The sequence below is a fragment of the Sulfurovum sp. bin170 genome (genome assembly GCF_010892395.1).
Taxonomy (GTDB): Bacteria; Campylobacterota; Campylobacteria; order Campylobacterales; family Sulfurovaceae; genus UBA1140.
Genome location: NZ_JAACKB010000008.1, coordinates 1 through 15162 on the forward strand (window position 1 = coordinate 1; position 15162 = coordinate 15162).

Consider the following 15162-nt stretch of genomic DNA (forward strand, 5'->3'; position numbering starts at 1 on the left):
CAATATACTCTGCTTTGCTTTGATAGTACTCTACTTCAAAAGGCAAAATACCGAGTAGTCTATCACAGTATAGCTCTAATTTTTTGGCTCGTTTGGGACGACTTGCCCAGACTTGGGGGAGAATATAGTAGATAATCTCTTTGTTGGGATAGGCGATTTTGAGTTTTTTAGCAAGAGGAAGGTTAAATCCAGATGAGTCCATAAGCAGGATTTTATCAGCATCTTTGGCAATCTCTACCATCTCGTCAGCAACTTTGAAAAACCATCGTAGTTTTTTGATAGCATCAACTATACCCATAATAGCCATATCGCTTATATCATAAAGAGGAGTGCCTAAAGATTTATCGAAGATACCCAAGAGTTCAACATCTTGGGTATATTTCAGAACCTCTTTTAGATGAAGATTAGAAGAGGGTTCTAGTGCAGAGACGAGAATTTTCATCGTAGGGGCAGACCCATGTGTCTGCCCTTGTTGGTATATATTTTATCCAAATTTCAGACCAGCAAGAAAACCAGCAACAGCACCAACTCCTGAACTAAGCTCCATACTGCCAAGTCTTGTTTTTAGCATATCATAGAGTGATTGAAATGAGTTCATACCTGATTGTACACCATCTTTTATCATCGCATCATCTACTTGAAAAGCACCTTGTGACTCTAGCACAAACAGCACCACAAGTCCTAGTCCTAAAATTAGTAGAAGAAGTTTAAAGCTCTTTTTTAAAAAATATCCTACTGCTAGACCGATAATAAAACTTACACCCATCTGCATAAAAGGAATACCCCCCTCTGTTGCTGTACCTACTGCATATTCATCATTCATTAGTTAACCCTTTAATTTTTGTGTTACCATTATACCTTATCACCTATTAATTTACTACATAAATCAAAACGATTATGTGTCATAAGATGTACTTTTGGGTGTAGGTTCATAATATCATCAAATAGTGTTTTTGATATACCAAACCCTACCTCTTGCTCCTTATCTACTCCATCCATAGCAGCTAGATTCATCTCATCTATAATATCTTTTGGTACGGTGATTCCTGGAACTTTGTCAGAGATAAAATTTGCTGTTTTTGCACGAACTACGGGGAATTGTCCCAAGATAAGTTCAGCCTCTTTTGCTGTCTCTCTAACACTCTGTTCTTTACACTCTTCAAATATCTCTATTAACTCTTTTGCATTATCCAAATCATAAACAGGTTGAGTAATTATCCCTCTAGCTCCATAGTTAAGTTTTTTGAGTATCTTTTTTTTGATTCGTCGCATATCTTTGGAGTAGGCGTTTGATACAGCAAAAGGGTATATCGGCTTAGGTTTGGGATTTAACTCTTTGTTGCTGTAGTCCAGACCACTGTTTAGACGATATATAATACTAAGTAGAAGTGTAGAGTCTCTCTCTAGTACACCTTTTACCTCTGGTTGGTCAGAGAGTTTTGCTGGATCACCTGTGAGTGCCAAGATACAACGAAGGTCAAAATCATTAGCACCTAGCAGAGTTGATTGAAGGGAGAGCTTATTTTTATCTCTCATGCTCATTGTAGCGATAACAGGTTTTCCAAAACTCTCCTGTATTTTGATGGCAGAGAGAACGCCTGACATTTTGAGTTTGGCAAGAGGATTATCGGTCACTGAAAATCCAGAAACCTTCTTGTCTAGCCCTATTGATTTGATTGTTTCGATGGTTTTAGAGATGGACGCACCATGAGGAGGAGTTATCTCTACTGTTATAAAAGGTTCATTACTGTGAAGTTTTTTGCAAAATTTTTCAAACATATATATATTATTCCTTATTAATTCGATATAATTCTACCAAAAAACAGCATAGAGGTAGTATAAAAGATGAAATTAGCCGTATTTGATTTTGATTCAACACTGATGGATGGTGAGACGATAGATTTTTTGGCAGCACCATTGGGGCTAGAGGAGAAAGTAGCAGCGATAACTGAGATGGCAATGGAAGGTGAATTGGATTTTTTTGAGTCATTGACCACGCGAGTAGCACTTCTTGAAGGTTTGCCAAAAGAGAAGGTGGAGAAGATTTGTAGTGAACTTCCTATGATGCCAGGAGCAAAAGAGGTAGTTGCAGGATTAAAAGAGAGAGGTTATAAAGTTATCTGTTTCTCTGGTGGATTTAGGACAGCTACGACACCAGCATCTAAGAGATTGGGAATTGATGCCGATTTTTCCAATATTTTGCATGATGAGAATGGTATATTGACAGGCAGAGTTGGTGGAGATATGATGTTTGGATTCTCCAAAGGTGATATGATTGTTCGTTTGCAAAATCTGTTGGGTATTAGCAGAGAGAATACGCTAGTGGTTGGTGATGGTGCAAATGACCTTAGTATGTTTGAACATGCTGATACAAGAGTGGCATTTTGTGCCAAACCGATACTTAAAAAGGCTGCTACACATTGTGTTGATATAAAAGATTTACGAGAGATTCTAAAAATTGTGTAGGGGTAGACCCATGTGTCTACCCTTGTTAATTGTTTACGCGACTAAAGTCTGCGTTTCCTAAAAAACGGTGGGCTTAAAAGCACCACCCTACAAAAAATACCACATAATTTGCTCAAAATGAGCATAGTTTTAGATAAATTAATATAGGATATAGATTCATGGATATTTTACAAGCCATAATAATAGGAATTATTGAGGGTTTTACAGAGTTTTTGCCTATCTCTTCAACAGGTCATATGATTGTTGCAAGTGAGTTTTTAGGTATAGAACAGACTGCTGTAGTAAAAGCATATGAGGTTATTATACAGTTTGCAGCGATATTAGCTGTGATGTTACTGTATAGAGAGAAGATAAATCTGAAAGAGATAGAGCTTTGGAAGAAGCTATTTGTAGCATTTTTACCAATAGCTATTGTTGGTTTTCTCTGTAAAGATTGGATAAAAGAGATATTTACTATCTCTACTGTTGCATGGATGTTTATTGTTGGTGGTATTGTTTTCCTTGTTGTTGAGTATTTTTATGAGGAAGAGCAGAGTCATACGACAGTGATTGAAAATGTAAGTTGGTCTCAATCTATATGGATAGGTTTAGCACAGATATTATCCTTAGTCCCTGGTACAAGTAGAGCAGGGGCGACCATTATCGGTGGATTACTCTTAGGCTTAGATAGAAAAACATCAGCAGAGTTCTCTTTTCTTTTGGCAATACCTGTAATGATGGCGGTAAGTGGCTATGATTTGTTAAAGCACTATGATGAGTTTATCGGTGCTGATTTGACTGCATTTGTGGTCGGTTTTGTGGTTGCCTTTGTGGTGGCTTATTTGACTATAAAACTTTTTATAGTTTTTTTGCAACGATTTACATTTGTTGCATTTGGTATCTACAGGATACTTTTTGGAGTATTTCTGTTGATGATTATGTAAAGGTTAAAAATTTGACATTTAATGAATTTGATTTTCATAAAGAGCTTTTGAAAGGGGTAAAAATAGCAGGTTTTAAAGAACCAAGCCCAATTCAAGAGATGGTGATTCCTATTATAGCAAATGGGGAAGATTTGGTGGGACAAGCCCACACAGGGACAGGTAAGACGGCAGCATTTGGTCTGCCTCTGATGAATAAAATTATTAATGGTGAGATAGAGAGAGCATTGGTAATTACTCCAACACGAGAGTTGGCAACACAGGTGAGTGATGAGCTTTATCATCTTGGCAGATTTGCAGGGATTAGAACCATCACTGTCTATGGTGGTGTAGGTTATGGACGACAGATTGCATTGATTAACAAAGGTGTGCAAGTTGTGGTTGCAACGCCAGGGCGACTAAAGGACCTCTATAAAAAAGGTAAAATTGATAGCTTCAATCCCGAAATAGTTGTCCTTGATGAAGCTGATGAGATGCTTGATATGGGTTTCTTGGAGGAGATTAAAGAGATTTTTGAGTATATCCCTCAAAATCGACAGACTCTACTCTTTTCGGCAACTATGCCAGAGCCGATTAAAGCCTTGGCGGACACTATTCTAACCAAGCCACAGTTTATATCTGTAGTTGGAGAGGATGAAGGCACTGTCAATAATGTGATAGAGCAGACCTACTGCGTGATTAATGAGTCTCAAAGAGATGAGGCGATAGTGAAACTGTTAGAGACTGAAAAGATAAAAAAATGTTTGGTTTTTTGTCGAATGAAACGAGAGGTTGATAGACTCTCAGAGCATTTACAAGCTCTTGGCTTTAATGCAAGAGGGCTTCATGGTGATTTAGAACAGACAGAGAGAGATGAGGTCATCAAAGCCTATCGACGAAATGAGATTCAGATTATGGTAGCAACAGATGTTGCTTCAAGAGGTTTAGATGTCAAAAAAGTGACGCATGTTTTTAACTACCATATCCCTTTTGATCCACAGAGTTATGTGCATCGTATTGGTAGGACAGGACGAGCTGGAAAAAGTGGTAAGGCTATTACTCTTGTTACCACAGGTGAATTTAAAGAGCTTCAACGGATTCAAAATGAGGTTGGAGCGGATATAAAACTGGCTACTATTCAGCTTGATGGCTCTATTGAAGAGCAGACATGTAGTGATTTTTCAACTTTAGACGAAAAAGTACGCAATACAGATATATCAGAGTGTGCAGTTGATTTTATTGATAGTATGGAAGATATGGACTATCATGAGTTTGTTGAGAGGGTAGTTAGCCTGTTATTAAAGAACAAAAAATCATCATCAGCTCTGATTGGATATGACAAAGAGAGTGTCAATAGTATGCTAGATGAGTATAGAGATGAACAAAAAGTAGCACGGCAAAACAGTCGTAAAAGAAAGAGATAGTAATTAAGCTTTTTCAAGTAAAAATTGCATAGAATACTTCTATAAAATAAATCTATAAATGTAAAGAGGTTTTTATGGAAGAAGTTAATCTACTTGCAGAGAGTTTTAAGTTTATGATACTAGGTATGAGTGTAGTTTTTCTATTTCTCATAGCTTTAGTACAGTTTATTAAACTTCAAGCTTATCTCATAAACAAGTATTTCCCCGAAGCACCACCAGCACCAGCTACACCTGTGGCTAACACATCAGAAGATGAAAACAAGAGAGTTGCTGCAATAATTGCTGCAGTGTCTGAATTTCGTAAAAATAAATCATAATAAATGAGGGTATAAGATGGCAAAAAAATATATTGATGTGATGGATACAACCTTTAGAGATGGATTTCAATCTGTCTTTGGTGGTCGTGTCCTCATGGATGACTTTTTCCCAGCGGTAGAGGCTGCGAAGAGTGCAGGTATTAATCACTTTGAGTTTGGTGGAGGAGCTAGATTTCAGAGTCTATACTTCTATCTTCAAGAGGATGCATTTGAGATGATGGATAGATTCCGTGAAATTGTGGGGCCTGAGGCGAACCTTCAGACTCTCTCACGGGGTATTAATACAGTAATGTTAGATACAGGGAGTAGAGAGCTAGTTGACCTACATGCAAAAATGTTCAAAAAACATGGTACAACAACTATCAGAAACTTTGATGCACTAAATGATGTCAACAACTTAGCATACTCTGCATCGTGTATCAAAAAACATGGTCTTCAACATGAAGCTGTTATTACTATGATGGATTTGCCTCCTGGATGTAAAGGGGCTCATGGTGTAGACTTTTATGAGAAGACACTTAGAGCGATGCTTGACCAAGGGATTGAGTTTGATAGCTTATGTTTCAAAGATGCAAGTGGAACTGCAAATCCAAATAAAGTTTTTGAGACCATCTCTATGGCTAGAAGAATTTTAGGAGAAGATGTTCACCTAAGACTTCATACTCATGAGACAGCAGGTGTTTCAGTTGCCGCTTATCTTGCAGCTCTTGAAGCAGGTGCAAATGGTATTGATATGGCAGCCTCACCTGTAAGTGGTGGTACATCACAGCCAGATATTTTGACCATGCTTCATGCTACTAAAGGTACAAACTATAACCTTGGTGACTTAGAGCTTACTAAGATTTTAAAATATCAAGATAGACTAAAAGAGTGTCTAGCTGATTATCAAGTTCCACCAGAAGCTACACAGGTATCACCTCTTATCCCATTCTCACCAATGCCAGGTGGTGCTTTGACAGCAAACACTCAAATGATGAGAGACTCTGGAAACTTAGATAGGTTTGATGAAGTTATCTTGGCGATGAAAGAGGTTGTTGAGAGAGGTGGTTATGGTACTTCTGTGACACCTGTAAGTCAGTTCTATTGGCAACAAGCGTATGCAAATGTTATGTTTGGTGAGTGGAAGCAGATTGCTCCTGGGTATGGTCGAATGGTACTTGGTTACTTTGGTAAGACACCAGTTGAACCAGATGCAGAGATAGTAAAACTAGCATCTGAAAAACTAAAACTGGAGCCTACAACTGAGAATCCATTGGATATTGCAGATAGAGAGGTTACAAAGTCGATTGCATACTGGACAAAAGTTCTTGAAGATGAGAATATCGAGACAAGCGAAGAGAATATTTTCATCGCAGCAGCATGTGACCAAAAAGGTATAGCGTTCTTAAAGGGTGAGAGTCCTTTAATGGTAAGAAAAGGTAAAGAGAAACAGACAAATGGAGGAGAAGAGATGAGTGGTAATTATACAGTAGTAGTAGATGGTAAACAATATAGCGTACAGGTGGCAGAGGGTGATGCAGATATTCAAATAACACCAACAGCGTCAGCACCAGTGGCAGCAGCTACTCCTGCACCAACAGCAGGTGGGAAAGGTGCAGAGGAGATTCATTCTCAAACACCTGGTAATGTTTGGAAAATTACAAAAGCTGTAGGTGATAGTGTAAATGAGGGTGATACCATTATGATTCTTGAAGCTATGAAGATGGAGATTGAGGTAGTGGCTTCAAAAGCAGGAACTATTAAATCTATAGAAGTTAATACAAATGATGCGGTTACTGATGGTCAACTTCTAGCGACAATGGATTAACTCATGAAGATTAAACAGTTTTTAATCTCTCTGTTCTTCGTTCTATTTGCCTTGACCTCTGTGGTTCAGGCAGGTGGACATCCTGCACCAGCAACCGATGCTGTGGCAGAGGAGAGTGCAGAAGAGAAAGTTTATCAACCAAAATCAATCAGTGAATTGATGGGTAGTTTTTGGGAGACGACAGGTATTAATGCTATCATAGATATAGATGATGGTGAGATGACAGCTGAACCTGCTGGTCCCTCAGCAGAGAGACCTATGACATGGTTTGAGTCCTCTCTTGGTCGTATTATTATGATTATATTGGTATTTATTCTATTCTATCTAGCCATTGCTAAAAACTTTGAACCACTGCTTCTTATTCCTATAGCGTTTGGTGGGCTTCTCGCCAATATTCCTTTAGCACATATGGGTGGAGAGCATGGAATGTTGGGGGTCATCTATAATATGGGTATCGCCAATGAGTTCTTCCCACTGCTTATATTTATGGGTGTTGGGGCAATGACAGATTTTGGTCCACTTCTTGCCAATCCTAAAACAGCTATCCTTGGTGGGGCAGCTCAATTTGGAATTTTTGGTTCACTAATCGGTGCTGTTGCAATGGGCTTTGGTCTTCAAGAGGCATCAGCAATTAGTATTATTGGTGGTGCGGATGGTCCAACCTCTATCTTTATTGCCAATCGACTAGCCCCTGATATGTTGGGTGCTATTGCGGTTGCCGCCTACTCCTATATGGCACTGGTTCCAGTTATTCAGCCTCCGATAATGAGAGCGTTGACCAATAAAGCGGAGAGACAGATTAAGATGGGTGTACAGAGAAAAGTACATAGACTTGAGAAACTTATCTTCCCTATAGTTGTTATTATGTTATCTATGCTAATATTACCTGAATCTACACCACTAATTGGTGCATTTGCATTTGGTAACTTTGCAAAAGAGTCAGGCGTTGTTGATAGACTAAGTGATACTATGCAGAATTCGCTTATTAATATTGTAACTATATTCTTGGGTCTTGGTGTTGGTTCAAAACTAGCAGCAGATAAGTTCTTAGTACTAGAGACAATGGGGATTATGATTATTGGTCTTATTGCATTCTCGGCAGGTACTGCTATGGGTGTTCTTATGGCAAAAGTTATGAATAAGTTTTCTGATGAACCTATCAATCCACTTATTGGTGCGGCAGGTGTCTCTGCTGTTCCTATGTCAGCTAGGGTTGTAAGTAAAGTTGGTTCTGAAGAGAGACCAGGTAATGTACTTCTTATGCACGCGATGGGTCCAAATGTTGCGGGTGTAATTGGTTCAGCTGTTGCAGCTGGTGTATTGCTTTCTATCTTTAAATAAGCTAGTTAATCTATATTCAATAGTATAATTATAAAACATTATACTATTGATAGCTATAGCAAATAAAATGAGAATTGTTCTTCTCATTTTATTTACTATACTGTTGTCTTTTAAAGTTATATTAGAGGATAGTTTTAGTAAAACAGAATATTAAATAACATACAAAGGCAGACAAAAGATGAGCACCAGGAAACCAAATGGTCTTGAAAAATTAGGACTTGAAAACATTGGTAATGTCTATTACAATTTAAGCTATAATGAGCTTCAAGCACATGAAGTAAATAGAGGAGAGTGTAAAATCTCTACATCTGGTACAGCTATGTGTGATACAGGTATTTTTACAGGTAGAAGTCCAAAAGATAAATATTTTGTAGACCAATCACCATCTAATGAGAACATCTTTTGGGGTAAGATTAATCGTAAGATAGATGAAGATACTTTCAATGAGCTTTTTGATTTAACAAAAGAGCAGCTCTCTGGAACAGATATATATGTTATGGATGTCTATGCAGGAGCAAGTGAAGCAAGTAGAAGGTCTGTACGATTTGTTACAGAGGTTGCGTGGCAGGCTCACTTTGTTAAAAATATGTTTATTCGACCAACAGCAGAGGAGCTAGATACTTTTGAGCCTGATTTTGTTGTCTATAATGGATGCAAAGCTTCAAACAAAAAGTTTGAGAAACAGGGTCTTAACTCAGGTGTTTATGTATGTTTTAATGTAGAAGAGAATATCTCTATTATCGGTGGAACATGGTATGGTGGAGAGATGAAAAAAGGTATCTTCTCTATGATGAACTACTGGTTACCACTAGAGGGAAAACTCTCTATGCACTGCTCTGCAAATGTCGGTAAAGATGATGATGTATGTCTATTCTTTGGTCTATCAGGAACTGGGAAAACAACACTATCCACTGACCCAAAAAGAGCTTTGATTGGAGATGATGAGCATGGTTGGGATGAGAATGGAGTCTTTAACTTCGAGGGTGGATGTTATGCAAAAGTTATAAATCTTGATCCAAGTAATGAACCTGAAATCTATGCTGCTATTAGAAAAAATGCACTCTTAGAAAATGTGGAACATGATGAGATGGGGGTTATCGACTATGCGTATGTAAAAGGTTTCTCCAAAACAGAAAATACTAGAGTCTCGTATCCTATTGAGCATATTGATAATCACAAAGAGGATCTACAAGCTGGTCATCCTCAAAATATTATCTTTTTGACAGCTGATGCCTTTGGCGTTCTTCCTCCTGTCTCAAAGTTAACTAGAGAACAGGCGATGTACTACTTTATGAGTGGATATACAGCAAAAGTAGCTGGAACTGAACTTGGTATTACTGAGCCAGTTGCAACATTCTCTGCCTGTTTTGGTGAAGCGTTTTTACCACTTCGTCCATCATTTTATGCAAAGATTTTAGGTGAGAAGATAGTTGAGCATAATGTAAATGTATATTTGGTCAATACAGGTTGGACTGGTGGTCCTTATGGAGTTGGAAAAAGAATGAGTATCAAAGATACTAGAGCTTGTATCGCTGGAATCTTAAATGGTTCTATTAACAATGCAGAGTTTGAGACTTTGGATATATTTAACCTTGAAATTCCTAAAATGCTAGATGGTGTAAAAGACAATACTGTTCTAAATCCACGAAATACTTGGGAAGACAAAGAGGCGTATGATGCGTCTCTTAAAAAATTAGCGGGAATGTTTAGAAAGAACTTTACTCGTTATGATAATAGTGGTGGAGAGTTTGATTTTTCTGGTGCTGGACCAAAGGTCTGATTTTTAAGATGAGTGTTGAATCTCTTAAAATTCAACACTCATCTATCACTTCTTCTTAGGCATCGCTCCCTCATCAGGTAGTGTAATTATGAAGGTTGTCTTTCCATTCAAAATACTCGCAACTTCTAGTGAACCTTTAACTTTCTCTATAAGATTCTTACTCATATAGAGACCAAGACCTGTACCTTTTGTCTTATGCTTAGTTGTATAGTATGGTTCAAAAATACTTTTGAGGATTTTTTTAGGGATACCACCTGCGTTATCTTTTACAGCGATTATTAGTTCATCTTTTTCATGATATACACGGATAGATATTATACCATTTTTGATTTCATTCTCTTCAAAGGCATCTCTAGCATTGTTGATAAGGTTCATAATAACATGTTTGATGTCATTCTCAAACCCTTTATAGTTAATATCCTCATCACAATCAAGCTCTATTTTTATGTTTAGTTCTGTAAGTGTATCATCTATAAGTTTTTTGGTAGACTCAATAGTTTTTTTAAGGTTAAAGGTTTGGGCCATATCTGATTTGTCAACAAATCTTCTAAAATCCTCAATAGTATTTGAGAGGAACTGGATGGAGTTATTTATCTTCTCCGCTACTGCTTCTATATCAATTTCAGCTTGATTACCTAGTTTTGCTTTTATCTCTATATCTTGTAGTACCCATGAGACAGCGTTTAGTGGTTGTCTCCACTGGTGAGCTATATTCTCTAGTATCTCACCCATTGAGGCTAGTCTTGACTGTTGATTCATAATAGCAGTCTGTCGTTTTACCTCTCGCACGGCATCATCAATTCTAATCTGTAGCTCATCATTTAGAGTCTTTAGCTCTTGTGTTCTTTGGTTAACTCTAATCTCTAGGTTTTCTGTGAGACGATTTAGCTCATTGGCTGTTTTATGCATAATGGAGTAGAGATTTTTGTTAGCTATCTCAAACGGTGTGATATTTTCATCTTTATACTCCTCTAACTCAATATAGCTATTATTTGATTCCGTTATCGCTGCCATTATAAATGTGTGATTATGAAAAGTATTTGGATGGTTCTCCTCATTGAAATACTCTTGAGATGTTGTGTATCCAAATATGTGATTGTTACTTTTGATATTTGATATATAGTATTTGATTGGAATTCTAAAACCATACTCATATGAGATACATGCACCAATCCAGAGAGCTTGGGCAGGAGTTTTTGTAAGAAAGTTATAAATCTCTTGTGTTCTATTCATCATCGCATTGTAGTTACCAATGGAGAGCTGTACAATATCGTTCTCTTCTAAAGGTTGAGCAGTAGATATACTCTGATTGGATAAATCAGCATTGAGGATATGTACAGTATAGGAGCTGTTTCCTTTTGTAATATAGAGTGGCACTTGTAGAAATACAGATGTGTCTGAATCTAGGTTTGGAAAGTATTTTCTATATATATCCAATGCAGGACTATCTCCCATAGTGAAGATGGTAGAGTCATCTGTTTTAGTGATTCTCTTCTTTTTACTTATCGGTTTCCAATCAAAAGCCTGATAGAGTTCAACAGTTAGATTCTCACCATGCATAAAGATTAAGATAATAGCTTTGTCATAGATTTTGTTGTTATGAAATACAAATGACTTGTTAGTATTGTGGGATTTACCTGTTGACCCACCACCAAAAATCTTGAGATGTCTAAAATCTTCACCTAGAGAGTTGATAAATGATGAAGTGTGACAATCATTAAAACTTGATAGAATCTCAACAGCCTCTGTATCAGCTTGTAGATATTTCTCTATTATATGTTTCTCTGCTTTATAATCGTTGCATTCGCCCTTAATATAGTTTTTATCTAAATTTAAAACCATAGATGAGATAGAGCTGGTATCAAACTCCATTATAGATATAATAGGGTCTCTGTTTAGGTCTGATACTTGATGATTTGTAAAACTTGCAAAACTCTGCATACCTACTATAGTTGCATCAGCAAATGAGCTTTGTAGGTCTGTTAGAAGTATCTTTAGTAGTTTTCTATCATCATTAGGATAGTTTATCTCAATCAGTAGTCTCTCTGAATTGGTAATGCTATTCTCATCACACCACTCTGTAAAGCTGTCAAAATCTCTATAATAGTGTACTAGTTGTCTCATATATATTCCCCTTTTGTCTGTTTGAAAATTTTTGAACCAACACGAACCAAGTTTGAGCCACACTTGATTGCTAGTTCATAATCACCACTCATACCCATTGAACAGGTTGTGGCACCATCTTTTTGAAGAGTCTCATATATTTTATGAGTAGCTTCAAAACTATCTTGAATCTTTTTTCTATCCTCTGTAAACGCACCTATACTCATAATACCTTTGAGTTTTATCTGTGGAAATTTCTCTACTATCTCTTGGTATATATCAACTGCCTCATCTACTCTAACCCCTGATTTGCTATTCTCATTTGCAGAGTTGATTTGAAGTAGAGTACTCATCGTTTGGTCTCTTTCAGCCAAACGGCTGTTTAGTACTTCTGCTAGTTTTATAGAGTCAAGTGACTGGAACATGCTGGGTCTAAGAGCAATAAGTTTGTTAATCTTATTGCTCTGCAAGGTTCCCATCATATGCCACTCCAGTGGAAGTTTCTCCAGATTTTTCATACGACTCTGGAGCTGTTGTACTTGATTCTCTCCAAAGGCGCGTTGTCCAAGCTCATAGAGAGTAGATATACTCTCCTCATCACTATATTTACCAACGGCTACAAGTTTGACAATATGGTGTTCGGAGACCTCGACTCTAGCCTGTTCTATATTCCAAATAACTTCATCTAAATTTTTTCTCAATATCTCTCTCATCTTCTATCCTAATAGTCTATTTATATCATTGTATAATCCCAATAACATCAATGAGAGTAGTAACCCCCATCCCACCAATGTTAATCGGTACATCACCTCTTCACTCGCTGTTTTCCCTGTTATCATCTCATAGAGGTTAAAACCGATATGACCTCCATCAAGAGCAGGAATTGGCAGGAGGTTTAGCACCCCTAAGTTCACAGATATGAGTGCTGTAAAAAACAGCAGAGCAATTATTCCTGATTGACTAGCTTTTGCTGTAATATCTACAATAGTTACAACACCACCCAGTTGGTTAGCAGGAACATCACCTGAAATAAGCTTTTGTACACTCGTAAATATAAGTGTTGAGGCGTGTATAGTCTCATTCCAAGCAAAAGCTAACCCCTCCATAGGTGAAAATGTAAGTTCATCAGGAGCATCTGGTGCAATACCAATTAATTTTCTATCCACTGATTCACCAAATCTATTTTTTTGCTTTTTGATAATGGGTTCAACTCCTATGTTAAGCTGTCTATTGTCTCTGATAATATCAAAATACAAAACTCCATCAAATAGCTGTATAGTCTCTCCGACATCCTCCCAATTGTTTATAGGGGTACTATTGATACTAACTATCCTATCCCCCTGTTCTATCCCTGCCTTTTTTGCAGGAGACTCATCCGAAAAAGAACCAACGGTTGCAGGTAGATAGTGACTATAGTTAAATAGTGGAGAGAGATAAGTCCCTATCTGTGATGCCCCAAAATAGAGCATAAATGCCACAAAAAAGTTTGCAAAAGGACCTGCTAGAAGTATAATAATCCTCTGCCAAGGTCTTTTGCGTGTATAGCTATCACTGTCGTAGTTGACAGCTGTTGGATCGGAGTCATCCTGACCTTTCATCTTGACATAACCACCAAGAGGTATAGCAGAGATACTCCACTCCGTCTGACCTATCTGTTTGGTAAAAATTTTCTTTCCAAAACCAATACTAAATACATCTACTCTAACCCCAAATAGCCTTGCAGCTAAAAAATGTCCTAACTCATGAAAAAATATCAAAAATGATAATACTAAAAGTGCAACAAAAATGCCCATATAAATCCTAAATTTTTTTACTGTATTATACCAAGCTATTAATTAAAGGCTTTTATAATATTATATGCTTTTGTATGATAGAATAAAAAAAATAATAAAAAGGATAGAGAATGCCAAATAAAAGCGAAATGTCAGGTTTTGATGAGTCTAAAATAGACCAAAAAAATGACTCCGTAGAGGTTGCAGACTTTAATGACAATGAGAATATAGATGATGAATTAATTATAGAAGAGGATATGGTTAAAACTTCTACAAAAAATGAACAGGCAAAAGAGTTAATGAAAAGCTCTGCCCAACTTATATCAGAAGCTGATAGTGCTGTAGAGATTACAAAAAAATCTGTCTCTGAAAATGTGAATAAATTTGAAGATGCAAAAAAGAGTCTGTTAAACACTACACTTACACAGAGTCAAGATTTACTAGAGAGAGCCTCTTATGAGTACTCTAAGCAGGAGTTAGACGATCCATTTGAGGTATCACTTGGTACTATTGATGAAAATATTAAAGTTGGAAATATAAGTTCAGGTGGTTTTTCAGGTTTTATACTAGCTCTTTTGGCTGCATTGGGAGTAGTCGGTGCTTGGATATATGTTGCTAGTACAGAACTTGGCGTAGCACTAACCCCAGAGATTATAAATAATGAAGCAGAGCAGACTAGTATCTTTAAATGGATAGGTGGTATAACTGGTGCTGATGTTGATCCGATATTGGGAATGGTAACAGTTGGGGTTACTGCACTTCTTATTGCTTGGATTATCTATAAACTTCGTGTATCTATGAAAGAGAACAAAAACTTCAGAGTGGCAAATGAGACATTTGAGAAATCAAACATCTATGTAGAGCATCAACAAGAGGCAAAAACAGAGATGCAACGAATTGATGAACATATTGTAGAGATTATTCCTGTTATAGAAAACTATAGAGTTCTTTTAAATGAGCAAAATGCTAAATTAGAGAGAGTGTTACATATAGAGGGTATCAAAGAGGATAATAGTGAATATCACTCATCTTCCGTAGAGAACATGAGAGAGAGCGAAAGATTGATACAGAGAGTAGAAGAGTTGGTAACAACACCTATTACGAAAGATGGTCAGTTAAACGAAGCTTCTGTCACTGCACTGATTGAGGCAAAATCCGTTAGTGACTATTTTGTATCTAAGCTCTATGTTTAGATAGAGAAGTTGAAAAATCCATAGAGGGTTACCCCTAGAGGTTTTTTTTCAACTTATCAG

13 protein-coding genes and 1 pseudogene are annotated in these 15162 nt (G+C 37.1%); 8 read left to right on the forward strand and 6 right to left on the reverse strand.

The features are described 5' to 3' along the window. The 3 genes and pseudogenes from GSY74_RS00200 to GSY74_RS00210 form a co-directional block, all read right to left on the reverse strand. A pseudogene (locus GSY74_RS00200) lies at window positions 1–442 on the reverse strand (lipid-A-disaccharide synthase); the annotation flags it as partial. A gap of 42 nt (window positions 443–484) precedes the next feature. Then, on the reverse strand, window positions 485–823 hold the full coding sequence (locus GSY74_RS00205) for an FUN14 domain-containing protein (protein WP_164663090.1): 339 nt from the start codon (window positions 821–823) through the stop codon (window positions 485–487). A 29-nt stretch (window positions 824–852) separates the two neighbouring features. Beyond that, window positions 853–1779, reverse strand: coding sequence for a methylenetetrahydrofolate reductase (locus GSY74_RS00210; protein ID WP_164663091.1), 927 nt, complete (start codon window positions 1777–1779; stop codon window positions 853–855). Between the two features lie 66 nt (window positions 1780–1845). On the opposite strand from GSY74_RS00210, the gene serB reads away from it, so the two are divergent. From serB to pckA, 7 genes are all read left to right on the forward strand, one after another. After that, window positions 1846–2466, forward strand: a complete 621-nt coding sequence (gene serB, locus GSY74_RS00215; protein ID WP_164663092.1) for a phosphoserine phosphatase SerB — start codon at window positions 1846–1848, stop codon at window positions 2464–2466. 158 nt (window positions 2467–2624) lie between these two features. Then, entirely contained in the window at window positions 2625–3389 is a 765-nt protein-coding gene (locus tag GSY74_RS00220; protein ID WP_164663093.1) for an undecaprenyl-diphosphate phosphatase, read from the forward strand. Between the two features lie 11 nt (window positions 3390–3400). Further along, window positions 3401–4789: a DEAD/DEAH box helicase gene (locus GSY74_RS00225; RefSeq protein WP_164663094.1), complete on the forward strand. Its 1389-nt coding sequence runs from the start codon at window positions 3401–3403 to the stop codon at window positions 4787–4789. Between the two features lie 74 nt (window positions 4790–4863). Beyond that, on the forward strand, window positions 4864–5106 hold the full coding sequence (locus GSY74_RS00230) for an OadG family protein (protein ID WP_164663095.1): 243 nt from the start codon (window positions 4864–4866) through the stop codon (window positions 5104–5106). A gap of 16 nt (window positions 5107–5122) precedes the next feature. After that, on the forward strand, window positions 5123–6913 hold the full coding sequence (locus GSY74_RS00235) for a biotin/lipoyl-containing protein (protein WP_164663096.1): 1791 nt from the start codon (window positions 5123–5125) through the stop codon (window positions 6911–6913). 9 nt (window positions 6914–6922) lie between these two features. Then, window positions 6923–8254, forward strand: coding sequence for a sodium ion-translocating decarboxylase subunit beta (locus GSY74_RS00240; RefSeq protein WP_370518747.1), 1332 nt, complete (start codon window positions 6923–6925; stop codon window positions 8252–8254). Between the two features lie 178 nt (window positions 8255–8432). Continuing rightward, on the forward strand, window positions 8433–10034 hold the full coding sequence (gene pckA, locus GSY74_RS00245; protein ID WP_164663098.1) for a phosphoenolpyruvate carboxykinase (ATP): 1602 nt from the start codon (window positions 8433–8435) through the stop codon (window positions 10032–10034). A gap of 45 nt (window positions 10035–10079) precedes the next feature. Here pckA and GSY74_RS00250 read toward each other — a convergent pair whose 3' ends face one another. The 3 genes from GSY74_RS00250 to rseP are packed head-to-tail and all read right to left on the reverse strand — an operon-like array spanning window position 10080 to window position 13930. After that, entirely contained in the window at window positions 10080–12158 is a 2079-nt protein-coding gene (locus GSY74_RS00250; RefSeq protein ID WP_164663099.1) for an ATP-binding protein, read from the reverse strand. After that, entirely contained in the window at window positions 12155–12850 is a 696-nt protein-coding gene (locus GSY74_RS00255; protein WP_164663100.1) for a YggS family pyridoxal phosphate-dependent enzyme, read from the reverse strand. The genes GSY74_RS00250 and GSY74_RS00255 overlap by 4 nt, the downstream gene beginning before the upstream one ends. 3 nt (window positions 12851–12853) lie before the next feature. Then, a complete protein-coding gene (gene rseP, locus GSY74_RS00260; protein ID WP_164663101.1) occupies window positions 12854–13930 on the reverse strand; it encodes an RIP metalloprotease RseP in 1077 nt (358 codons plus the stop codon). A gap of 110 nt (window positions 13931–14040) precedes the next feature. On the opposite strand from rseP, the gene GSY74_RS00265 reads away from it, so the two are divergent. Further along, window positions 14041–15102: a hypothetical protein gene (locus GSY74_RS00265; RefSeq protein WP_164663102.1), complete on the forward strand. Its 1062-nt coding sequence runs from the start codon at window positions 14041–14043 to the stop codon at window positions 15100–15102. The last annotated feature ends 60 nt before the right edge of the window (window positions 15103–15162 follow it).

Bases quoted from the DNA above. Each gene is read 5' to 3' on its own strand.
- GSY74_RS00205 (WP_164663090.1), bottom strand. From the start codon at position 823: ATGAATGATGAATATGCAGTAGGTACAGCAACAGAGGGGGGTATTCCT.
- GSY74_RS00210 (WP_164663091.1), bottom strand. From the start codon at position 1,779: ATGTTTGAAAAATTTTGCAAAAAACTTCACAGTAATGAACCTTTTATA.
- serB (WP_164663092.1), top strand. From the start codon at position 1,846: ATGAAATTAGCCGTATTTGATTTTGATTCAACACTGATGGATGGTGAG.
- GSY74_RS00220 (WP_164663093.1), top strand. From the start codon at position 2,625: ATGGATATTTTACAAGCCATAATAATAGGAATTATTGAGGGTTTTACA.
- GSY74_RS00230 (WP_164663095.1), top strand. From the start codon at position 4,864: ATGGAAGAAGTTAATCTACTTGCAGAGAGTTTTAAGTTTATGATACTA.
- GSY74_RS00235 (WP_164663096.1), top strand. From the start codon at position 5,123: ATGGCAAAAAAATATATTGATGTGATGGATACAACCTTTAGAGATGGA.
- pckA (WP_164663098.1), top strand. From the start codon at position 8,433: ATGAGCACCAGGAAACCAAATGGTCTTGAAAAATTAGGACTTGAAAAC.
- GSY74_RS00250 (WP_164663099.1), bottom strand. From the start codon at position 12,158: ATGAGACAACTAGTACACTATTATAGAGATTTTGACAGCTTTACAGAG.
- GSY74_RS00255 (WP_164663100.1), bottom strand. From the start codon at position 12,850: ATGAGAGAGATATTGAGAAAAAATTTAGATGAAGTTATTTGGAATATA.
- rseP (WP_164663101.1), bottom strand. From the start codon at position 13,930: ATGGGCATTTTTGTTGCACTTTTAGTATTATCATTTTTGATATTTTTT.
- GSY74_RS00265 (WP_164663102.1), top strand. From the start codon at position 14,041: ATGCCAAATAAAAGCGAAATGTCAGGTTTTGATGAGTCTAAAATAGAC.